This is a genomic window from Cryomorphaceae bacterium, assembly GCA_017798125.1.
Lineage (GTDB): Bacteria > Bacteroidota > Bacteroidia > Flavobacteriales > ECT2AJA-044 > ECT2AJA-044.
The window spans coordinates 1,025,860-1,048,912 of the sequence record CP059070.1 but is presented as its reverse complement, the minus strand read 5'-3'; the positions used below and the strand labels follow the sequence as shown (position 1 = coordinate 1,048,912).

The 23,053-nt window shown below is 49.3% G+C and carries 17 protein-coding genes; 4 read left to right on the top strand and 13 right to left on the bottom strand.

All coding sequences use genetic code 11. The features are described from left to right. Positions 1-14 precede the first annotated feature (14 nt). Complete coding sequence (gene lysS, locus HZ996_04435; GenBank protein QTN38422.1) at positions 15-1,727, top strand: lysine--tRNA ligase; 1,713 nt, start codon at positions 15-17, stop codon at positions 1,725-1,727. A 10-nt stretch (positions 1,728-1,737) separates the two neighbouring features. Here the strand turns inward: lysS and HZ996_04430 are convergent, their stop codons facing one another. From HZ996_04430 to HZ996_04400, 7 genes are all read right to left on the bottom strand, one after another. Continuing rightward, entirely contained in the window at positions 1,738-2,871 is a 1,134-nt protein-coding gene (locus HZ996_04430) for a hypothetical protein (protein QTN38421.1), read from the bottom strand. A 40-nt stretch (positions 2,872-2,911) separates the two neighbouring features. After that, complete coding sequence (locus HZ996_04425; protein ID QTN38420.1) at positions 2,912-3,772, bottom strand: bile acid:sodium symporter family protein; 861 nt, start codon at positions 3,770-3,772, stop codon at positions 2,912-2,914. A 131-nt stretch (positions 3,773-3,903) separates the two neighbouring features. Beyond that, the gene (locus HZ996_04420; GenBank protein ID QTN38419.1) at positions 3,904-4,512 is read right to left on the bottom strand and encodes a DUF2490 domain-containing protein; all 609 of its coding nucleotides are present in this window, start codon (positions 4,510-4,512) and stop codon (positions 3,904-3,906) included. Between the two features lie 112 nt (positions 4,513-4,624). Next, the gene (locus HZ996_04415) at positions 4,625-4,834 is read right to left on the bottom strand and encodes a DUF2892 domain-containing protein (protein QTN38418.1); all 210 of its coding nucleotides are present in this window, start codon (positions 4,832-4,834) and stop codon (positions 4,625-4,627) included. 155 nt (positions 4,835-4,989) lie between these two features. Next, the gene (locus HZ996_04410; GenBank protein ID QTN38417.1) at positions 4,990-5,655 is read right to left on the bottom strand and encodes an FkbM family methyltransferase; all 666 of its coding nucleotides are present in this window, start codon (positions 5,653-5,655) and stop codon (positions 4,990-4,992) included. Between the two features lie 218 nt (positions 5,656-5,873). Beyond that, positions 5,874-6,647: a DUF3298 domain-containing protein gene (locus HZ996_04405; GenBank protein QTN38416.1), complete on the bottom strand. Its 774-nt coding sequence runs from the start codon at positions 6,645-6,647 to the stop codon at positions 5,874-5,876. Next, positions 6,644-7,441, bottom strand: a complete 798-nt coding sequence (locus HZ996_04400) for an SDR family oxidoreductase (GenBank protein ID QTN38415.1) — start codon at positions 7,439-7,441, stop codon at positions 6,644-6,646. The genes HZ996_04405 and HZ996_04400 overlap by 4 nt, the downstream gene beginning before the upstream one ends. A gap of 71 nt (positions 7,442-7,512) precedes the next feature. Here HZ996_04400 and HZ996_04395 point away from each other — a divergent pair, with 71 nt between their 5' ends. Together HZ996_04395 and HZ996_04390 are read left to right on the top strand one after the other, a co-directional pair. Then, a complete protein-coding gene (locus HZ996_04395; protein QTN38414.1) occupies positions 7,513-9,189 on the top strand; it encodes a M20/M25/M40 family metallo-hydrolase in 1,677 nt (558 codons plus the stop codon). Beyond that, a complete protein-coding gene (locus HZ996_04390) occupies positions 9,189-10,184 on the top strand; it encodes an NAD(P)H-dependent glycerol-3-phosphate dehydrogenase (protein ID QTN38413.1) in 996 nt (331 codons plus the stop codon). Before HZ996_04395 ends, HZ996_04390 begins: the two co-directional genes overlap by 1 nt. A gap of 3 nt (positions 10,185-10,187) precedes the next feature. Here the strand turns inward: HZ996_04390 and HZ996_04385 are convergent, their stop codons facing one another. After that, positions 10,188-10,859, bottom strand: coding sequence for a Crp/Fnr family transcriptional regulator (locus HZ996_04385; protein ID QTN38412.1), 672 nt, complete (start codon positions 10,857-10,859; stop codon positions 10,188-10,190). A 54-nt stretch (positions 10,860-10,913) separates the two neighbouring features. On the opposite strand from HZ996_04385, the gene HZ996_04380 reads away from it, so the two are divergent. Next, positions 10,914-11,582, top strand: a complete 669-nt coding sequence (locus HZ996_04380; protein ID QTN38411.1) for a nitroreductase family protein — start codon at positions 10,914-10,916, stop codon at positions 11,580-11,582. Here HZ996_04380 and HZ996_04375 read toward each other — a convergent pair. The 5 genes from HZ996_04375 to HZ996_04355 all read right to left on the bottom strand — a co-directional run bounded on the left by HZ996_04375 (position 11,575) and on the right by HZ996_04355 (position 22,932). After that, positions 11,575-12,723 carry a hypothetical protein gene (locus HZ996_04375; protein ID QTN38410.1) on the bottom strand — a complete coding sequence of 383 codons (1,149 nt, stop codon included), beginning with the start codon at positions 12,721-12,723 and terminating at the stop codon, positions 11,575-11,577. The two genes, HZ996_04380 and HZ996_04375, sit on opposite strands and share 8 nt — an antisense overlap. Before the next feature lie 302 nt (positions 12,724-13,025). Next, positions 13,026-13,598: a redoxin domain-containing protein gene (locus HZ996_04370; protein QTN38409.1), complete on the bottom strand. Its 573-nt coding sequence runs from the start codon at positions 13,596-13,598 to the stop codon at positions 13,026-13,028. After that, complete coding sequence (locus tag HZ996_04365; protein QTN38408.1) at positions 13,598-14,608, bottom strand: isoaspartyl peptidase/L-asparaginase; 1,011 nt, start codon at positions 14,606-14,608, stop codon at positions 13,598-13,600. Before HZ996_04365 ends, HZ996_04370 begins: the two co-directional genes overlap by 1 nt. Before the next feature lie 22 nt (positions 14,609-14,630). Further along, positions 14,631-16,445, bottom strand: a complete 1,815-nt coding sequence (uvrC, locus tag HZ996_04360; GenBank protein ID QTN38407.1) for an excinuclease ABC subunit UvrC — start codon at positions 16,443-16,445, stop codon at positions 14,631-14,633. A gap of 73 nt (positions 16,446-16,518) precedes the next feature. Further along, positions 16,519-22,932, bottom strand: a complete 6,414-nt coding sequence (locus HZ996_04355; protein ID QTN38406.1) for a fibronectin type III domain-containing protein — start codon at positions 22,930-22,932, stop codon at positions 16,519-16,521. Positions 22,933-23,053: the final 121 nt, after the last annotated feature.

Genomic DNA, 23,053 nt, shown 5'->3' with positions numbered 1-23,053 from the left:
ATTTGAAGGAAAAAATGGCATTGAGCGAACAGGAAATCATCCGCCGCGAGGCAATGGAAGAGCTGAAAAAATTGGGGATCGATCCGTATCCGGCCGATCTCTATCCGGTAGACACCTCTGCGGCGTCCATCAAGAAGTACTACGAGGTCAACAAAACCGAGTACAAGGACATCACCATTGCCGGCCGCATCATGAGCAAACGCATCATGGGTAAGGCTTCCTTTGCCGAGCTTCAAGACAGCACTGGTCGCATTCAGATCTACGTCAACCGAGACGAAATTTGCCCCGGCGAAGACAAGACCTTGTACAACACGGTCTTCAAAAAACTCATGCACATCGGGGACATTGTGGGTATTAAAGGATATGTCTTCACCACACAGGTAGGAGAGATTTCCATCCACGTGAAGGAGTTGACCATGCTCACCAAGTCGCTTCGTCCTTTGCCCCTTCCCAAAACAGACGCGGACGGAAACGTACACGATGCCTTTACCGATCCGGAAAAACGCTATCGCCAGCGCTACGTGGACCTCGTGGTTAACCCAGACGTTCGCGAGGCTTTTGTCAAGCGCACCCAGCTCACGACCTCCATGCGCTCGTTCCTGAACGACAAGGGATACCTGGAGGTGGAAACGCCTATCCTGCAGCCCCTCTATGGAGGAGCCGCGGCCCGACCTTTCAAGACCCATCACAACACCTTGGACATGACGCTGTACTTGCGCATCGCCAATGAGTTGTACCTCAAACGCCTCATCGTGGGTGGATTTGATGGCGTATACGAATTCGCCAAAGACTTCCGCAACGAGGGAATGAGCCGTTTCCACAATCCGGAGTTCACCCAGATGGAACTCTATGTAGCCTATAAGGACTACGAGTGGATGATGAATCTCGTGGAAGAGATGGTGGAGAAAATCGCTCTCGACCTGCACGGTACCACCGAGGTTCCTTGTGGAGACCACGTCATCAACTTCCAACGCCCTTGGAAGCGATACACCATGTACGGCGCCATTGAGGAATTCACCGGCGTGGACGTCAGCGAACTCAATGAAGAAGACATGCGCGCTGCAGCGGTAAAGCTCGGTGTGGATGTGGACGACAGCATGGGACGTGGAAAGCTCATCGACGAGATCTTCGGCGAGCACTGTGAGCCCAAACTCATTCAGCCTACCTTCATTACCGACTACCCCGTGGAGATGTCGCCATTGGCCAAAAAGCACCGCAGCGAAGACGGCTTGGTGGAGCGCTTTGAAGCCATTTGCAACGGAAAAGAAATCTGCAATGCCTTCTCGGAACTCAACGATCCAATTGATCAGCGAGCCCGTTTCGAGGAACAACTCGAACTCGGAAAACGAGGTGATGATGAAGCCATGGTACTGGACGAAGACTTCCTGCGTGCCATTGAATACGGAATGCCGCCTACGGCGGGATTAGGTATCGGAATTGATCGTTTGAGCATGATCATGACCGACAGCGCCAGTATTCAGGACGTGTTGTTCTTCCCGCAAATGAAACCGGAAAAGCAAGCGCCAGTGGTAACTCCCGCCGAATTTGAAGCTGTGGGAATCTCCGCAGACTGGGCGCCTCACTTTTTGGAACAGTACGGCAGCATTGAAGCCATGCGCGAGCTGAAGCACACACAGGTCCACCAGCAAATGAACGGACTTCGTAAGAAGAAAAAGCTAGGCCTTCCCGCCCTTCAGCTGGACGAGGTTCAAGCCTGGATGGGTTAAACCAAGGGGCTTATTCCCTATTCAAAACGAAAAGGAGTCCAAAGCCAAAGTTCTGTACTTCTGAATAACGATAATTCAGGGTGCCGCGGAACCAACCCTGGCCAAGGGTTATATTGACCCCTCCTCCAATTGAACTGACCGAATCGTCATAGTTGGCAAAGTCAGCAAGCGTTCTGCTGTCCTCAATTTCATTCATGTCCGTGTTCACGAGATCAACATCCATGGTTCCGTCAGAAGTGGATGTGTAGGAGCTCGTTACATAGTCTCCAAAAACTCCGACCTCAATGAATCCGAATCTCTTGGCAATATCAAGTCGCGTTCCTATTGTATTGAGTACTGTGGCAAAGTCAAATTCAAGAGCAGACGTGCGCAATTCATAGCCCATGGAGACATCAACAACGGTTGGGTCTATGGTCGCAGAGTTTCCGGAAATGGAATACTGATTGTATCCTAAAGACAAGCTGGTCAGAATACCATTGTCTGCCAAGAAAGGGATCCAAGAACCGAATTCATGTTTTACATGAAATCCGAAAGAGAAATCATTCTCGATAGACAGCTCATCAAATTGATCACCCATGCTGCTGTATAACATTGGCGTAAACGTCGCGTAAATAGTCGTATTCGCACCAACTCCGTAACCGACACCAATCGTTCCGGCGGGGGTGGCACCGAAACCTAGTCCTTGACCTCCAGGAACTCCCACGGCCACTTCAACATTGTCACCGGTAGTCGGATCTACCAATGGTTGTCCGGTGGCAGGATCAATAAAACCATAAATTAAATCCGTTCCGTCTGCAGAATTAAAGATGGTGGGAATGGCATCTGAAAAGTAGTATAGACCGGAAGGCGAGACATCCAGGCTCGTCGGGTTCGAAATATTACTTTCCGTTAAATAAGAAGATCCTCCTACGAGCGAAATAGAAAATTCATTCTTATTCAAATTGCTCAAACCTGATTGAGCCACATTAAAAAAAGCAGTTCCAATGTTCTGATTGATGTCCCTTTGATACTCTGCTACAAACTGGCTCGTGACGAGAGGAATATCCTCAGCTTGATCCAAGATAAATTCAAATTCCTGACCATTTGTTGCAAGTGGTAGGGAAAAGATGAGCGCTAGTGCAATCCGGGAATAGGCCTTCTTCATTGTCTAGGTTTTTAAGTTAGCGGTCTGAAGGTAAGTAATTTTATTCCTCGGCCTTCTTTCTGGCAAAGACCAAAACACTCACCGTCCCAAACATAATTAGGCTGTAAATGGCCGGGGGAATAGTCATTTGGGAATTTCCAATTAAGGTTGCTGCAATGGCAATACCCAAGGTGCCGTTTTGAATACCTGTTTCAATGGAGATAGTCCGACTCTGCTGTGAGCTCAAATTCAGAAAACGAGCGGAGTAGAATCCGAGTGCCAAGGTCAATAGGTTAAGTGCCAATGCAACCGGTCCAGCTTGTGCGAAGTATCCAAGAATATTGTCGCGCTCCTTTAGAATTGCGGCGGCTATGATCAAGACCAAAAAGACAGCCGACATGATCTTTACCGGACGCTCCATTCGGGCGCAGAAGTTTGGCTGATAGCGATGAATGATCATTCCAATGGTCACGGGCACTAAAGTGACAATGACCACGCTAATGACGGTTTTGAGAACATCGAGTTGCATGGCCTCTCCATTCGGCATGAAACTTATTAAAGCGAAATTGACGATCAGCGGAATAGTAATGACCGTAACCAGGGAGGTTACCGCGGTCAAGGTAATAGATAAGGCTACATCTCCTTTGGCCAAGTGAGACAGTAAGTTTGAAGTGGCGCCTCCGGGACAGGCAGCGAGGATCATAATACCAACGGCTAATTCAGCTGTCAAGCCAAAGGCCAACACCAGCCCATAGGCAATCAAGGGAAGTAAAAAGAGCTGGTTGATTAATCCCAGCATTACTGCCTTGGGATAAACGACCACCCGCTTAAAGTCATCTGTCGTAAGCGACATACCCATCCCGAGCATGATGATGGCCAGTGCTAGGGGCAAAAAAACAGAGGTCAATAAACTGGATTCCATAATTCTTGAGGATTAAAAGTTTGCCCAAAACTTGCGGTTTTCACTTAAAACGGCGAATTGAATTTCGCGAAACCCCTGAGAATTATGAAAAATTAATAATTCCAGGAGCCGAAAGCCAATGGATTATCAAGTTAAGCTTTCAGGTAAATCCTCAAACGCAATAGATGCTCGGTAGTCTCGAGGGTGCCGAGATCGAGAATGCGAGAATTCTGCCAGATGTAGTGGAATTCATAGCGCCACGTTTCCGAGAGGTATTGACCAAAGGCGAGGTGAAGACGAATGTTGTTGATCACGTAGTTCTCAGGCACAACCGTGGAAATATCGATAGGCGCAAAGAGCTCTCCCTGCCCAACAAAGTAGAACTCTTTTAACACCTTGAATAAATCAAAAGTCTGCGTGGTGACGCCGAGTAGATATCGCGGTCGGATTCCGATGTACTGCGCATCTCCGGTCGTCCAAATAAAGCGCTCTTCTAGCCGGAATCGATGATTGATTTTAACCGGAATGGACCGGGGCCAATCAACATCTAATTCTTGATGAAGCCTGAGTTCATAGGTGTTTGGAACATCTTCGCCCCAAGTAGTGAAGTTTGCTGCTGCAAAAGATGCTGTCGCATTGGAATTAAGCAGATATCGGGCCGTAGGCCTAACATAAAACTGTCGCCCATCTTGGCCGCTAAAGATAGAGCGCAAGCCGGCATCACCCCCGTAATACCAGCGGTCAGTAGCTTGTATACCCAAATTGAAATCCCACCAGAATTCTTGGAGATTTAGGGTAGAGTCGCTTTGAGCCCACGCTGTCTGGCCTAGGCTGAGGAGTAATAGGGTAATATAAATTGAACGGGCCAGCGGACTAGGCCTCTTTGGTCTTGCATGTACTAATACCAAATGGCATGTACAGCGGACATGTGCGCACTAGGCTCGTCACAATGAATACCCCGGAAAGGATGTAGAAAATCGTCGCAATCAATCCGGAAACGACTCCGGTATAGGCGAGGTAAATGAGAACGGCAGAGACAATTAAGCGGATGATGCGATCCGCAGCACCCATATTCTTGATCATAATGCTAGGTTTAAAAGTTCTTCTCAATGATCCAAGCCAGTAGGGACACCAGTCCGATGCACAAAAGACAGACCCCTATAAACTTGAATACTTTCGAATTCATGATGTACAAAGTACCAAAAAAGGTCCAGCTCTAAATGTGACAATTATCTCTTTTACTCCTTGGAATTCGGCTTCAAAAGGTAGTTACAACTTTCAAGGGATTTGGAAAAATCATCTATTACGTGCACGCTCACTTGAGTTTTCAAGTTTATCACTAAATAATCCAATTCGTAGCAAAACTGAAGAATTGACTGTGCAGATTCCTGCCTAAATCTCTCTACCTTCTTTGATTTAGACTGAAGCGGCGTGACCTCACAAATAATAGACGGGCGATATTGCTCAATTGTTTTTCGAAAGCTCTGAAGTACATCACTTTCACCACCTTCAATGTCAAGTTTAATAACGTCGACTTGTTTCAGCTTGTGGTCGGTCACGAAAGCATCCCCAGTGACCGCGGGTACTTTTACCTCAATTGCATACCTCGTGAAGACCCGGAAATTCTCTGTCGTTGTGCCCAGTTGATCCTCCGAATATCTCAGTTTCAAATTCAAGATATCCTTGTCCCTAGACAAGGCGTGACCAAAAACCCTTGCATTCGATAACTGGTTGAGTTCGATAAGATTTTTCAAGTACTCGACGCACACCGGATTTGGCTCAATCCCCACGTACTCTACTTCCTCATTTATGGATTTAACCTTCAGGAGAGTTTGTCCTGTATTGGCCCCGACATCAATAAATGTTCCACCATCTTTTAATGCTTCACGCAAGAAGTCTGACATCCAAGACTCATGTTCAACGATCAAGTTATTCCAACCTGTACCCTTAATAACGGGTGTTCGAAAAGTAACTCCGTTAATCGTAGTCGTCCGATTAAAGCTAAACCTATGGCTGAATCTAAGTGCCCACCTGAACAGAATGTTTCGATCCGTTATGAAGTACCTATCAAAAAGATGGGGTAGCTGAAATCGGTGAAAAAATCTATAAATGTCTACCGCCTTCAATCGAGCAAGTAATTTGCTAAGTCCGTCATCGGAACATCTACCATAATGGCTCCAGCGGCGTAGGCAGCGATTTCATACGGGTTGTAGAAGAAGCGGATGCCTTTCTCGTCGAGTGCGAAGTTTTCCGTCAAAGGAATGGACGCTACATTCAAGCCAGCCTCATCAATCAATGAAGCCTCGGCATCGATCCCTTGTTGTTCGCGGTAGTGAAAATCAACTAGGGCTTCTACGGCCTCGCGAGCACCGGGTTTGATTAAATCATCCAAGAGCAGGGTATCTCCTGTAGCGACGTCGAAATTATAGTAATGGGTTTCATGGCGTCCGTGCGCTCCCCCACTGTATTCGCTGTATTCACGCTCCAAAGTCAGAACGTGCTCGTCCAATCGTCGAATGGAAAGAGATTCTTTGTGGGTCCAGGGCTGAACGTACTCTACCTCCGACTGAAGCTCTTTGTATTGATCGATGAAAAAACTCATTTGCTCCTGCCAACTTCGGCCCGTGGTTCGGTTTTGCGCCCAAAGCTTTGAAGCTACCAATCGGTTTAGGTCTTCCGCATAATCCGGCCCGTAAAAAGAGGGGAAGGCCAATTCAATCCGGACATAGCCTTCGCTGCCCTCTTCAACGATGAACTCACGAATGGTATCAATCATTTGATATCCTAGAGCTTGAGTAGACACCTCCTCTGATGCGGCGCTTTTCGGCTCATTCATTTGGCAGGAAGCCAGTAGCCATCCGCCCGTGAGGGCGAGAATAAATAGAGTAATTCTCATCTCACCTTAGCTTTTCGAATGATGCGAGCGAAGATGTTCGGGAAGAAGCGCTTGACGTAGATTCCGAGCTTCTCGCGACCGCCGATGTAAACCTCGTTGCGGCCCTGTTCCATGGAGCGAACCATAATGGCGGCGCACTTTTCGGCGGGCATTCCGTTGGCCTGCGCGTCATCCATCGTTCCGAGTTTTTCTCCACTTCCGGTCACCGCATTCACCGAAATCTGAGTACGGATGAATCCGGGGCAAAAGATGGTCACTTTCAAGCCTTGGTCGTGAAGCTCGGCGCGCAAGCTGTCGTAAAATCCATGGAGGGCATGTTTTGCTGCGGCATAGGCCGAACGGTATGGGCTACCAAATTTTCCGACCAAGCTCGAGGTAACGGCAATATGGCCTCCTCCATTCTCCAGCATACTGGGCAGAACGGCTTTGGTTAGCGCTACCGTTCCAAAGAAATCAATTTCCATGACCCGGCGATCCACTTCAAGGGGTGTGTTCAGGGCCTTGTCCCGCTGACTAATGCCACCGTTGTTGAAGAGGGCATCGACCCGGCCCATTTTGGCAAGAACCGCTTCCGCGGCCGGCTGCAAGGTTTCGGCATCGGCAAGGTCCAATGTTTGAACCATAACCTCTGGCGCACCGCGATCACGTGCTAACGTAGCGACCGCCTCCAGTTGTTCCTGTCTACGGGCCGACAGGACCAGACGAGCACCTTTACTCGCAAACTCAAATGCCAACGCCTCACCGATTCCCGATGTGGCTCCTGTAATCCAGACGACCTTATCCTTAAAATTCATAGTCACGAAAATACAAATTGCCTGAACCCTAATCCGCTCCGTATGTGTTACTTTTGCGGAATATGAAAGATATGAAGCAGTATTTAGTGATCGGCCTCACGGCCGGATGTCTTCTGAGCGCCACCGCTCAAGACTGTAATAAGGTCAACAAAAAGGTCCTTGCAAACTTCGAAGGTCGCGTGGAATACCTCGCCTCAGACGCCTTAGAAGGTCGTGAAGCGGGGACCGATGGTGAAGCCGCAGCACGGGATTACATCGTTTCCGAGATGGAGGCCATTGGTCTTGAGCCCAAGGGATCTGAGGGATACTTGCAGGCCTTTTCCTTCAAGCGCCCCATGAGCATTGACAACGTATCCACCTACATGAAATGGAAGGGCCCCTATTTCCGATTAGGAGAGGATTTTTACCCGACAAAGTACAGCAGCAACGGAACGTTTAATGGAGATGCAGTCGTGGTTGGTTACGGGATCGAAGCTCCTGAACTCGGGTATACGGACTACCGAGATACAATTACGGCATACCAGAATAAGGTCTTCTTCTTGGACATCGGTTCTCCTGACGGAACACACCCTCATTCAAAATTCCGCGCATATCACGATGTTCAGAAAAGACTAGAATTGGCCGTTGAGAAAGGAGCGAAAGCCATCATCTTGTTCAACACTGACGAGAATGCCGAAGATCCGGAAAGCTCCTTTAAAACGGCGGTCCCAGTTGGCGTACCCGTAGTCTTCTGGACTTCGTATGACAACGACGACATTCGAAAGAAAGGTGTTCGCGTATCGGTTAAAATGGACCCTGTTGAAGACACAGGATACAACGTGATCGGGTATTTAGACCGGGGATCAGACAAGACCATTGTGATTGGAGCGCATTATGATCACCTCGGGTTTGGTGGAGAAGGGTCTCGTTACACCGGTACTGAGCCCATGATCCATAACGGTGCGGACGACAACGCCAGCGGTACCGCGGGTATCCTGGAACTTGCGAGCTACTACTCCAAGAAAGGAAAGAAGATGACCGGGAACAACATCCTCTTCATCGCCTTCAGCGCTGAAGAAAAAGGATTACTGGGCTCCAAGTACTTTGTTGAGAACCCGACCATCGGCCTCAATGCAGTCAACTACATGATCAACTTTGACATGATTGGCTCGTTGGATGTAAAAGACGGCTTCATCATCAATGGAGTGGGCACTAGCCCTTCGTGGAACGATGCTCTGGCGGCCGTTGCATGTGACCTCAAATACACCACGACCGAGTCGGGTATTGGACCAAGCGACCACACCAGTTTCTACTTAAAGGATATTCCAAGCCTTCACTTCTTCACCGGAGCTACCGAATTCTACCACAAACCCACCGATGATCCTGGAACCTTGAACATGGCCGGAGCTGTGAAGATTGTCGAGTTCACGAAAGCCTTAATCAATGGCCTTAATGACCAGCCTGCATTGGCCTTCAGCGAGACTACTCAGCAGGAAAGCATGCGCGTTCCCAAGTTCAAGGTGACCTTAGGGGTTATGCCCGATTACGCCTTTGAAGGCCCGGGCATGAAGATCGACGGCATTATTCCAGATCGCCCTGCTCAAGCCGCAGGTCTGCAAGAAGGTGATGTAGTTCTTCAAATCGGAGATATGAGCGTGGCCGATATGCAAGGGTACATGAAAGCGCTTTCCGCTTTTGAAAAAGGAGATGAAGTGACCGTTACCTTTTTGCGGAACGGTAAAGAAGGAACTGCTCAACTAACCTTTTGATGAGCGCCGAACCAAAAGTGGCCATGATCGGAGGGGGTAGCTGGGCTACCGCCTTGGTGAAAATCCTCTCCGAGAACAATGAGCGCGTAGGCTGGTGGATGCGCAACGAGGAGGCTATCGAGCACCTCGTTTTGCACGGACACAACCCAAACTACCTCAGCTCCGTTTACTTTGACCCCTTGCGGCTCGAACTCTCCACAGATCTCAACAAGATTGTCGAAGAGCACGACATCTTATTTTTTGCTGTTCCTTCGGCCTTTCTTAAAAAGGCCCTCGAACCTCTAACCGTGTCCCTCAAGGACAAGATTGTGGTTTCTGCGATTAAAGGGATTATTCCAGATGAGAATCAAATCGTGGGCGAATACCTCCACGAAGGTTACGAGATCCCCTTCAACAACATTGCTGTTGTTACGGGGCCTTGTCACGCCGAGGAAGTCGCACTTGAGCGTTTGAGCTACTTGACGGCCGCTTCGGAGAATAACGATGTGGCTAAAACCATTAAGCGCAACTTGGTGTGCGACTACATCAAATGCACCACCTCGGATGACATCATTGGAACCGAGTACGCCGCGGTGATGAAGAACATCATTGCGATTGCTGCCGGGATTTGTCATGCACTTGGCTACGGCGACAACTTCCAAGCCGTTTTGGTGGTCAATGCCATCAAGGAAATGAAGCGCTTCATCAAGAACGTTTACCCGAACAAGCGCGATGTTACGGATAGCGCCTACCTCGGTGACCTCTTGGTAACCGCCTATTCACAATTCTCCCGGAACCGGACCTTCGGAAACATGGTAGGTAAGGGCTACTCCGTTCGTTCCGCCATGCTCGAGATGAATATGGTAGCCGAAGGATATTACGCCGTTGATTGCGTCAAGAAAATGGGAAAACTCCACGATGTCAGCATGCCCATCTGCAACATGGTGTACAAGGTGCTCTACGAACGAAAGTCTCCGAGAAAGCAAGTAGCCAAACTGGCCGATAAAATGAAGTAAGGCTTAGACTAAGGGCTTCTTCACGGTAAAGGATCGGCGGTCAAACTCGAGATAACCTTCTTCCCGCAATTCATTCAGCAATGTCGTCACCGTCTGGCGTGAAGTCCCGATCAGATTGGCAATGTTTTTATGGGTGAAAAAATGGGTCACCTTAACAGCTCCATTCTCAATTTCGACCCCTTTTTCATTCGCCAACTCCTGGATAAAGTCTTCCAATCGAGCGCGAACATCCTTAAAGACGAGGTTCTCGATCCGGCGCTCCATCTTCTTCATCTTCACGCCGATCATCTTGTAAATCCGCAAGGTGAACTCCTGATTGTCCTTCATCAGGTCTTGCATCATCTCGATATTGACCGGACAAAGCGTAGTTCCTTCCTCGACGACCTGGGCCACTTCAGACCGACGGGTCTCTCCCAGTAGCGCCATTTCACCGAAGATCTCACCGCGTTCTAGGACTCCTTTAACCACTTCATCTCCAGCCTCCGTGTACTGGACAATTTTGACCCGCCCGCTCGCCACCAGGTAGATGGTATCGGCGCTATCATCACTGAAATAGACGGTTTCGTTTTTGTCAAAGACCCGAAAATGTCGCGGGTCATTCGCCCATTCCGCAAACTTGTGCGGGCAAAGGATGTCAAAAAGGTTGACGTTCTCGAAGTACCAGATGCTGTCCATGCCCCTAAAGTTAGTAGATTGCTCGAGCATTCCCTATAACGTGAATTGAATCTGATGTCTGACGAACAAAAATTTCTGCCCTATACCCGCCCATTTGTAGAAGAAGAAGAGATGGTCCTACGGACCGATGCGTACTTCCAGCACCTCGATCAGCGCCGTTCGCTGCGGTTTTTTTCCGATAAGCCCGTCCCCAAGTCGGTCATTGAAAACCTGATCAAAGCGGCGTCTACGGCACCGAGCGGTGCGCACAAGCAACCGTGGACTTTTGTGGCGGTAGAAAATCCAGAAATCAAAGCCAAGATTCGCGAGGCAGCGGAAAAGGAAGAATACGAAAGCTACAACGGGCGCATGTCCGAAGAATGGCTCAACGATTTAAAAGCCTTCGACACCGACTGGAACAAGCCCTTTCTCGAAATCGCTCCGTGGCTCATCATAGTCTTTAAACAAAGCTATCGTCTCAATCCCGACGGCTCCCGAGGGTTGCATTACTACGTCAATGAAAGTGTTGGACTGGCGGCTGGATTTCTGCTAACAGCGATTCACAATGCCGGGCTGGTCGCCTTGACCCATACACCATCGCCCATGAATTTTCTCCAGCAAATCCTGGAGCGCCCCGGAAACGAAAAGCCCTTTCTGTTGATTCCGGTAGGCTACCCAGCCGAGGACGCGGTCGTTCCCGATCTCGAGCGCAAGCCCTTAGACGAGATCTCCGTCTTTATTTAAGCGAAATCATCTCATCGCCCTCCTTATAGGGCAGGTAGGTCATGATGAACTGCAGCATCTCGTCCGTGGTCCGCATGGACGTATTGCGTTGTGCATCGATGCGTCTGGGAGGATTGAAGGGATTCTCGGGGTTGTTGACCGTGTTGTCAAAGGTCGCGTAAATGTGAATGACCGAGCCCTTCGGAATCTTCTGCATTCGCTCGAAGGTGTAGAAATACTGCCAATGAAAATCCCACTCCGGAATCTTAATCAGTGGAATGGTATCCCCCGATGGTTCCAGGGCGAAGGCCCAAAAGTCACGGCCCAAAAGGTGCATGTGTGGATTAATGGTCAACAGAGAAATATCGTCTTCCACTTCAGCTTTCGTGTGGAATGTCATAACCGTATCCGGAGGAATAATGAAGTCGGGAACAATGCGGCTGATCCCGTAGGTTCCCATTTGGATCTCATAGGTTGGACGCTCCGGAGGCTCATCCGTAAAGAAGATATTGATCCGGCTGCTGTCCCACGCCTCTTTCGGGATGGGCGCATAGTGCATATCGTGGATCATAAAGGCCCCTTTCTTGGACATTTTGAATCCGCCGATGCCCTGAGGGTAGATGCTGGCAATCACACCAGGCAGGTAATTCACGACCAATGGGTCCAGGACAGGAAAGGAACCATCATCGTTTGGAATGTCCATTAAACGGTAGATCTCATCATCCGTAAAAAGCTCCGAGTCCACGATGTACTCCCCTGCAAATACATCGCTCTTCTTTTCGTCCTCGTACTTGATCAAATGCCCGTTCATATGGTGGACCAGCTGATTGGGGCCAGGGATGAACTCCGCGGCCTGAACATATCGCTCCTCCTCCATCTCATAGGGCACTTTCATGATCAGGAATTCATCGCGATTGGTTCCGGGCACCAAATAGGGTTCTACATAGAGGACAAGATCGGGTTCACCCAATTGGCTCCCCTCCGGATAGGTGGGTAATTCCGGTTCTAACTTCATATCCCCTTTTGGGGCCCCGGCCGCATGCCAGCGCTGAATGAGGTCAATCTGCTCATCCGTCAAGACTTTTTCCCCTAAGAAGCTCCGATAGGTGTGGTCCGCTGGCCAAGGGGGCATGTATCGGGTCCGCGTTACGTGAGCCACCATCTTGGATCGTTTCGCAACATCTTTGTAGGAAGTGAGCAAGAAAGGGCCGGGTTGACCAGACCTATGGCAGGGTACACAATTCTCGAATACGATGGGGGCAATATCTTTGGCCCAAGTGGGCTCTGAAGTGGTGCTTGAAGGGTTGTCTGCGGTGGGCGAAGGAGCGCATCCGACCGTGAGGGCGCTTACGAAAAGAAAAAGAGCAAGCGCATGCGTGCTCAGCTGAGCCAACCGAGGGCGGCGAGAATGGCGAGGGCGATGACGAACCAGGCCACTTGAGTTTTGGTCATTTTCTTCATACATCACTCAATAAAACAGCCGACGGGCTCAGTTTGATCAAGGCGGACGGGAACGCCGGAGCCAATGTCCGCCAAGGCGTCCTTGAGGTAAAACTCCGTGACCACTTGGCGGTGTTGCCCAAGGCTGACCGCCCAATTGTCAATTTTGCCCGTGTATTGCACTTTGGATTTGTTGTTCACCACAAAGACTTCAGGGGTGATGGTCGCCTTGAAGAACTGAACCAAGCGGAAATTGGGATCCATGACCACGGTGAGGTCAAGGTCGTATTCATCCAGATAGTCAAGAACGTCTTGCGGGGTATAGTCACTGCCCGACACCACCCCAATAAAGGCCGTGGAATCGTTGCCGTATTCTTCTTGTATATCCTTGATGTCCTTCGCGTAATTCACGCACAAGGGGCATTCCGGAGAGATAAAGTAGAAGACATTCGTATGGTTCTTCTTGAGCGCTCTCATGGAGAACTTTTCACCACTCGCCGTATCAAATTTACCCTGATACAGTCCTTTGGGCCGAACAGCACGAGCGCAGGCCAGAGCAAAAAGCACAATTAAAATGATCGTCCACGTCTTCTTCATCAATCCTCCATTTCGTAGAATCTCACTTCCATGGTCCCGTCCACGGTGATGTACGCTCGGTACATCCCGATGGTATTGAAGACCATGGCCATGTTTCCTTCACTGTCCAGCGCAATCAAGCCACCTGCGGCTTTCATGCTTCCTAAGTTGTCCATTACACCCTTCGACGCATCGCCGACACTGTTTTCGGCATACATCATTCGGGCATGAACATCGTGTGCAGCGGCGACGCGAATATAGTATTCTCCATGGCCCGTGCAACTCACTCCACAGGTTCGGTTGTCGGCATAGGTTCCCGCACCGATGACTGGAGAATCTCCAATTCGCGCCCATCGCTTATTGGTCATTCCTCCGGTACTCGTCCCCGCGGCGATATTCCCTTCGCGGTCCAGTGCAACAGAACCCACGGTTCCCATTTTTTGATCGATAGGCCCTGTGATGGCCCCTTGTTTCTTTTCCTCCTCGAGGACCCGTTGTAGACTCTTGAATCGGGCCGGGGTGAAAAACCATGCGGAGTCTGCCAATTCGAGTCCTTGCTCGACGGCGAATTCTTGCGCTCCTTCACGAGCCAACATCACGTGTGGACTTTCATTCATCACGGCCTGAGCCGCAGTAATGGGATTCTTAACGGTCCGCACTCCGGCGACGGCCCCAGCTTCTAAGTCTTTACCCCTCATGATAGAGGCGTCTAGTTCGTTTCGTCCTTCGTGCGTAAATACGGCTCCGCGACCAGCGTTAAACTCGGGAGAGTCTTCTAGGATCTTGATGGAGGCCACGACCATTTCCTCCGAAGTCGCTCCATCTTTCCAAAGCGCATAGCCTGCTTGCAGTGCCTCTTCCATACGAGCGATGACCTCTGCGGCCCGCTCCTCGGTCATGTATTTTGGGGCAATGGTTCCCGCCCCTCCATGGAGCACCATTACGACGTCGCTGGCCGTTTCCTGCGCCTTCAACGGCGCGATGCTCAAGCACCACGCGAAAACAAATAATATGACCCTGCTCAGCTTCATGAAAAACAAAGATACCAAGTTTCTATTGACTCTGATTATCAGGACCTTGATGGAAATATTGCCAGACTTTCATCGACTTTGATCGACCCACGATGGCCTCCAATGCGGGCTGGTCTGCTTCCTTGATTCGCTTGACCGATTTGAAGGCCTTGAGCAGATCTTGAGCTGTGGATTTTCCGATCCCCGGGATGGACTCGAGCTCTGTATTGAAGCTGCTCTTGCTTCTTCGGTTTCGGTGATGGGTAATCCCAAACCGGTGGGCTTCGTTTCGAAGTTGCTGAATGATCTTGAGCGTCTCGGACCGTTTGTCCAGATAGAGGGGCACCGGATCATTTGGATAGAAGAGTTCTTCAAGGCGCTTGGCGATTCCGATGATGGCGATCTTTCCGCGCAACTCGAGCTTGTCCAAGCTCTTCAGAGCGGCACTCAGCTGACCCTTTCCCCCATCAATCACGATGAGCTGAGGCAAGGGCTGCTCTTCTTCCACCAGGCGCTTATATCGTCGGTACACGACCTCTTCCATCGAGGCGAAGTCATCTGGGCCTTCCACCGTCTTGATGTTGAAGTGACGGTATTCTTTTTTGGCTGGCTTTCCGTTTTTAAAAACCACACAGGCCGCGACCGGATTGGTTCCCTGAATATTGGAGTTGTCAAAGCATTCGATGTGTCGAGGTTCTTCGGAAAGGCGCAAATCCAACTTCATTTGAGCCATGATGCGGTTTACGTGCCGGTCCGGATCCACGATCTGCATCTGCTTCAATCGCTCCTGGCGGAACTGCTTGGCGTTGCGAATCGATAGATCCACGAGGGCTTTCTTATCGCCCCGTAGGGGCTTATGGAATTTCACTCCGTCAAGCTCGACGTCAAGCTCATGACTGACCAAGGATTCCTTGGCGTGGTTTTGATACAGCTGACGGAGCTCGAACATTCCTAGCGTCAGGAGCTCTTCATCGGTCTCGTCGAGTTTCTTTTTGAATTCCAGGGTGTGGGATTGGATTACGGCGCCGTCCACAACACGTAGATAATTGACGTAGGCGCTCTGGACATCCGAGATCAAGGCAAAAACGTCGGCATCGTGGATTTTAGGACTCACCACGGTCGATTTGCTTTGATATCGATTCAGTAGGTCGATGCGCTCTTTTGTGCGCTGAGCGGCCTCAAATTGAAGCGAGGCGGCCTGTTCTTCCATATCGGCCTGTAGGCTTCGGCGAACTTCGGCCACATTCCCTTTAATGATCTCCCGTACCTTCTGAAGATTGGCGTCGTAATGCTCTTGCGATTGGTAGCCTTCACAGGGGCCTAAGCAGTTTCCAATGTGGTATTCCAAACACACCTTGAACTTACCAGCTTCAATGTTCTCTTTAGTGAGGTTGTAGTTGCAGGTGCGCAAGGGATAAATGCCCTTGATCAATTCCAGGACATTCTTCATGATGCGGCCCGAGGCATAAGGTCCGTAGTACTCCGATCCGTCCTTTATCACATTTCGGGTAGGAAAAACGCGCGGGAAGGGCTCCTTCTTGATGCAGATCCAAGGGTAGGTCTTGTCGTCCTTGAGCATCACGTTGTAGCGGGGTTGATGCTCCTTGATCAAGTTGTTTTCCAATAGCAATGCATCGACCTCTGTTTCGACGACAATGAACTCAATGCGTCGAATCTTTTTGACCAGCACCTTCAACCGTCCGGAATCTTGAACCTTATTGAAATACGAATTGACTCTTCGCTTTAAGTTCTTGGCCTTTCCAACGTAGAGCAATTTCTCCTCTTCATCGAAGTACTGATAGACACCCGGTCGTTCCGGAATGGTCTTCAGCTGGGTTTCTACATGCTCTTTGGCCATGCTCAAATATAGGCAATGAAAAAGGCCCCGCATGAAATCATGCGGGGCCCTGAATTATAGGTTTCGCTTAAGCTTATTGCAAGCTCACTCGGCGGTTAACAACGCCGTCTTTAGTCGCGATTTGTACCATGTATACTCCTTTAGCCTCTCCTGCCAAGTTGATGGCTTCAGAGTAGCTTCCGGTGAAGTTCTCAAGTGACTCAGAGTACATCACTTGACCCATTGCATTCAAGACGTAGATATCTACATCCTGAACTTCGGTCAACTCAAAGCTCAACGTGAAAACGTCGCGCGTTGGGTTAGGATACAAGTTGATGTCTGTCAAATCGATCTCGTTCAAACCAATGGTTACATCAATGGTTTGAGTCGTCACATCTTGACCTCCACAATCATCGGTTACAGTCAAGGTAACGGTATACTGTCCACCTCCAGCATAGGTATGCTGTACGGTAGCTCCAGATCCTGTGTCACCATCACCGAAGTCCCAATCGTAGCTCACTGCATCAGCAGAAGAACCACTAGCATCGAAGTCAACTACTTCCTGACCACCACCCGTCTGGTTCAGAGTGAAGGCAGCAGTTGGTGCAAGGTCGATTGTCGCTTGTGCATCAGCAGTTTGACCGTTCAAACATACTTGATTCACTACCCAGTCAAATAGGTAGTAGTAACGAAGCTGGTTAACGAAGTCTGTACTGTCAATGCTCACGAGATCAGGAATGACATATGGATAAGTCGCTCCCGCAGTTGAACGGAACAATGCTCCATTCGCTGCATCGTCGTAGCGCATGTTCAAGAAGTACTGTCCTTGTGGGATAACCATGTCAACAGATACTTGGTGATCTCCTGCACCTGGCAAGGTGATCGCTTTAGAAGTCTGAAGCAAAGTACCACCCGCAGAAGGAGGTGCTGTATACAAGTTCACTCCTACTACCATTGGTCCGTCAGAACGCAAGGTGATCGAATCCAAACGAAGGTCGTTCATCACGTTCACGTAGATACCGTTGGTGAAGTTTCCGAATCCAGTAGCTGCGATGTCAGGGGTTGGTCCCACGTGGAATTGTGATCCAACCAATTCACCATCACGTACGCTAAAGGTCTCGTCAGCGAACAAAGTATCTGTAACGAATGGCGTACCCGTACCGATAATGTCACCGTTGCTGTTCGTCCAGATTGGGAACGCTGTTCCGCTACCTGGAGTCGCAGTCAAGGTTGCTGGTGTGCCTTCACAAACCGTTACATCAGATGTAGTTGGTGTTGTAGTCACCACACATGGTGCATTAACCGCTCCTGTACAGAAGTCATCAATGTAGATGGTCGCCGCCAATCCCGGAGGTGCTGCTGAGAAGACATTGAACGCTCCCAAGTTTCCATAGACTCCTGGCAAGCCAGCAGACCAGATCCATTGGTGTACGCTCGCTCCATTCAAGATGAACTCAGCGCTGTCCGCATCCAAGTCGATCAGGAACTCAGCCTCATTCCAAGCACCACCGTTGAAGGTGAAGCTTGCCATGGTATCATTATTTGCAGATCCTCGTAGCAATTCACCAGCGCCGGTTGTACCGTCCAAGTACGTCTCCAGTGCCCAAGTGTTTCCTACACCTGAAGGATCATAGAAATGCATCAAGTTGAAGTAACCCCCGTCGGTTGAAGGCACGTAGAAGAAGAAGCTTACTTCATGTGTTCCTCCGTTGAAGTCTCCAAGACCGCGTACGATATCAGATGCACCGTTGGTACCTCCGTCGTGGACGTGCATACTTTGAGAACCTCCATGGGCTTGCGCTGTAGAGATCTCTGTATCCTCAGTTCCGAAGGCTCCACCCCATGGCAACCAATCTGTTGATTGACCGGCAAAGGCTCCTGTATTGTACGATTCGAAATCGTCACAAGAAAGCGGGTTGAATGAAGGATCGCTAATGCGCACATTGTCCACGAAGAAGTCCGTATCCTCATTCGAGATGGTAGACTCACCGTAGAATCCAATCTGAACATTGTTACCTGCATACATGCTGATATCAATCGTCTCATGAATCGTATCGGTGCCTGCAGCTGCTACTGTAGCAGAGTCAATCATCAAAAGGTGATCCGCACGGTTCCAAGTGGTACCCGCATCTGTAGAGATCACCACATATACGGTATCATCTCCGCCCCAGATACCACCTAAGGTAGAAGAGCTAAACTCACGGCAAGTCCAATCGAACTCAAGTTGCCATTGTCCGAAGTTGTTCAATTCAATGGTTGGAGAGAACGCCCAGTCATCTGTAAAGGTGTTCCAGATGTTCAGCTTAGCCGCACCGTCAAATCCGACATTACCGAAGCCATCATCCACCCAGCTTGAGAATGTTCCCGTAAAGATGGTTGGATCGTTAATTAACCCTTCCGCACCACCGAATTCAGCATCATTAAACGTTGGTGTAAACGATTCGAAATAAGGAGGGGCAATAAAGGTACCTGCGCTTGTTGGTCCTGTCCACAAAGAGAACTGTCCTGGCGCACCAGCGCACTCTTCACGAACGTAGAATGCGTAAACCGTTCCTGGGCTCAAGTTGGAAATAGTAAACGGAGTAGCTCCCGTTGAGACTACAGTACCGCTACCCAATTGGAATCCAAGTGGTCCGTACTCAATCTCCCAGTTCGTAGCCAAAGAATCATTAGGAGTCCAAGCCACATCAATAGCTGTAGAAGAGTTTCCTACGGCTACTAAGTTGGTTGGTCCAAAACATGCTGGTCCTTCAACAATTTGGAAGTCATCAATCGCAGCATCACCACTACAACATCCGGCTGATGTCGCACGGAAGCGTACAGAGAGTGCAGTAGCTCCAGCGAATGGCGCTAAATCCAGTACCTCAGTGATCCAAGGATCAGAATCTGCAGTTTGTGTTTGACCGAAGTAACCTGCAACCTGAGTCCAAGAAACTCCTCCGTCAATAGAAACTTCAACTCTCATAGAGTCAATCTGAACTCCATAGAAATGACGTGCAAAGATTAGAGCTGGATTAGTCAAACCAGAGATGTCTACTTGAGGACTTGTAATGATTCCTTCATTTCCTGAAGAGCCATTTGAGGCCTCAGTGTAGATATACTGACCTGATCCAGTCGTTGCATCACCCGTTGGTCCAGTAGCTCCAGAACCTGTCGTTCCTGAGCGGACATTAAATCCGTAGGTCGTGGTAGCACCGAGTCGGTCCCAACATGTACCGATGACACAGTCATCAGCGCTAAAGTTCGTTCCAGCTACCCAGCCGGTAGTAGTTTCGAAGTTTTCAATGTAAGGTGCAGTATAAGGCACACATTGAGTCGTGAAGTTCACTGGACCCGTCCAGAATGAATTGATTCCTGGAGTACCGCAATTCTCACGAACGTAGAAACTGTAAATCGTAGCAGGGTTCAATCCAATAACCGTAGCGGTATCGTTTGTGAATGCCTGAACACCAATAGGTCCGTTTGGAGATCCAATAGCTGAGTCAGGTTCGAAACCAGGTGCTCCGTAAGCAATCTCCCAGTTGGAAGTAGTTCCAGCACCTAACCAACCTAGGGTTACGTCAGTGGTTGTACTACCCAATGCAGACAATTGCGTTGGCAACGGACATGGTGATCCATTTCCAATATAGAAGTCATCAATGGCAAACTCAGAAATACTGCTGGTAGAAATGTTTCTCAATCCAACTTTCACCGTTTGACCAGCGTAAGCCAATAGAGAGAATTCACGGTATTGCCATGGATCATTCTTGGCAGCAGTTTGCTGACCAACAATCGAGTCAATGACTACCCATCCATTTCCATTGTCTACTTCAATGTAGGTGGTTCCCATAGAAGAACCGAAGGCATGAACATAGAATCCAACTGCTGGTGAAGCAGCAAGAGTAAGGTCCACCAATGGACTTTCTACACGCGCTGGAGTACCAGAGCTAAATCCATAGTCAAAGAATAAGTACTGAGTTCCAGAATTTGGTCCGGGAGGTCCCGTAGTTGAAGAGAAAGAAAAGTCATCAATCTCCCACATGTTTCCACTGGTAATAATTGGGCGAAGATCTCCTCCCCAACATTGATCAGCCGTTCCTGGGAAAGATGGAGTCCAAGCTGGTCCATCGAAGTCCTCAGTAAACGGAACTTGATAAATATCACAAAGCGTCGTTCCAGATCCAGGACCAGCCCAGAAAGAAACACCTCCTGTAGGACAGAATGCGTTTACGTACACCTGGTACTGCGTATTTCCGGTCAAACCAGTAATCGAGTGCTGTGGTAAGAAGACCAATTGAGTACCAATAGGACCGTTAGCAGATCCAACGGCGCTGTCCGGATCAAATCCAGGCAGACCCCAAACCACGTTCCAAGCTACATTCACTACGTCAACCCAAGCTACATCCAATTGAGATGAAGAAGCTGCAGTTACCGAAGGAATACCTGGGATATTACATGGTGATCCATTGTCGATAGCAAAGTCGTCAATCGCGATGTCATAGTCACAACAAAGCGCTCCACGCTCAGATACCAAACGAACTTGAACTGTATCGTTGGCAAAAGCTCCAAGAGGTACTTCGAAGTAGTAGAATGGATCAGACTTAGCCGTTTGGTATTGACCAATCAAGGAGTCCATACGCATCCAACCAGCTCCAGCATTAACATCGATATACAATTTACCAATGTCGTCTCCGAAGAAGTGGTAGTAGAACTGAGCAGCAGGATTTGTCAAACCAGCCAAATCAACCAATGGGCTGATGATTTCAGTCTGAGCAAAAGCAGCACCGAAGGAAGCCTCTAGGTACTGACCCGTTCCAGTTGTGTTATCCCCAGAAGGTCCATTTGCAGAACTAAAGTTGTTCGTTGCTACGTACCAGCTGTGATCAAACGGCGTATTGCTTCGACTCCAACATGGATCAATAGCTCCGGTGGTTGTACCGGTCAGCCAGTTACCACCGTCAAAGTTCTCTGTAAATGGAGCGGAGAATACGGTACAGTTCGTACGCGTGCTCACTGTTCCTCTCCAAGCGCTAAATGCTCCAGGAACGTTTGAACAAGCCTCGCGAACGTAAAAGTCATAATCCGTATTAGCGGTCAATCCGGTAACAGTAAACGGATGAGATGGAGCTGTTACTACTCCAATAGGACCGTTTGGAGAACCTACGGCAGAGTCAGGACTGAATCCTGGTGCTCCGTAAGCAACCTCCCAAGAAGTACCTGAGCTAGGAACCCAATCAACCGTAACGTCGGTTACACCATTCGCTACAAGCGAAATAGAGCTTGGACGGAAACATGGAGGTCCCGTTTGGATACTTACATCATCAATAGCGTAGTCAGAAGAGAATCCAGTCTTTGGAGCCGTACGGAAACGGATTTGAACTGTTGTATTCGCATATGCATTCAAGTCGAGGATTTCTTGAACCCAGGGATCAGCATTTGCGGATTGGATAGATCCGATGTACGTGTAAATCGTTTGCCATGCACCACCATTGTTCACGTCAACGTAGAACGTGTCCATAGCAGTTCCAAAGAAGTGTTGCCAGAAGAAAAGTGCCGGATTACTTACCCCGGTCAAGTCGACCAATGGAGAGTATAGTTCAGCAACAGAACCGTTGGCTCCGTTTGAACCCTCAACATATACGTAGTTGCCTGTTCCTGTCGTGTGATCGCTGTCCGGACCAGTTCCTGTAGAACCCGTAGTTCCGGTGCGCGTACCCCAAGCATATGCGGTAACCGTTGGAATCGCATCCCAACAAGGATCCAAAACAGCTCCGCCGTTATTAAATCCAGTTCCAGCAACCCAAGTGGAACCATCAAAGTTCTCTACCCATGGAGCGGTTACTGCCACACACGTTGTAAAGAAGCTTGCCTGTGCCCACGCACTAGTATCCGTTCCACACATGGAGCGAACGTAGTAGTAGTACTGCGTTGATGGTGCCAAAGCAGTAAGAGCAGCTGAAGGCGTTGTGGTTGCCGTACCTGAACCGGTAGGAAGACCCTGAACGGTAGTGACTACGTACTCATATCCCCCTGTTGGTGGAGTGGCGTTGTACGGAGCCCAAGAAATGTTGGCACTGTTGCTGGTCACTCCAGTTGCTGCCAGAGACAATGGCTGGATACAGCCAGTCAAGGCTCCAGCGTAAACTGCAGTAGTCAAGTAACAACTAGAAGTTCCCATACAGGCCGCATCGTCCGTCCAGTGAGCGCGATAGGTTCCAGTTCCTGCAATCGGGGATGTATGAGGTGATGGCCCGTGGCTAATCACGTTATTAGCGGCATCCGTAATGGTTACATAACCAGGAGTAGATGCAACCGTAAATGTATACTGTCCCGGAGCATTTACCGTAATTGTAGAATACTCTGTTGTATAGTTACAGGTAGAGATGGTAATGGGCACCGTAGTGGTGGCATCTACCGTTCCCGCCCCAAACGACAACGTGTTGATACACTGCGCTGATGCAGGGTTTGTTGAAATAAGCGTAAAGAACGCTACAGCCCACAATTGGGGCCATCGTAGTAGTCTTTTCATAGAATTTAATGGTTTAGGTTAATGGCAAACCGGCGCTAAATTTAGCGATTGTGACGTTGTTTGCCAAAAAAATAAAGCCTCCATAACATATTTCCTGCCCGAAGAAAGTTATCCTACTTTT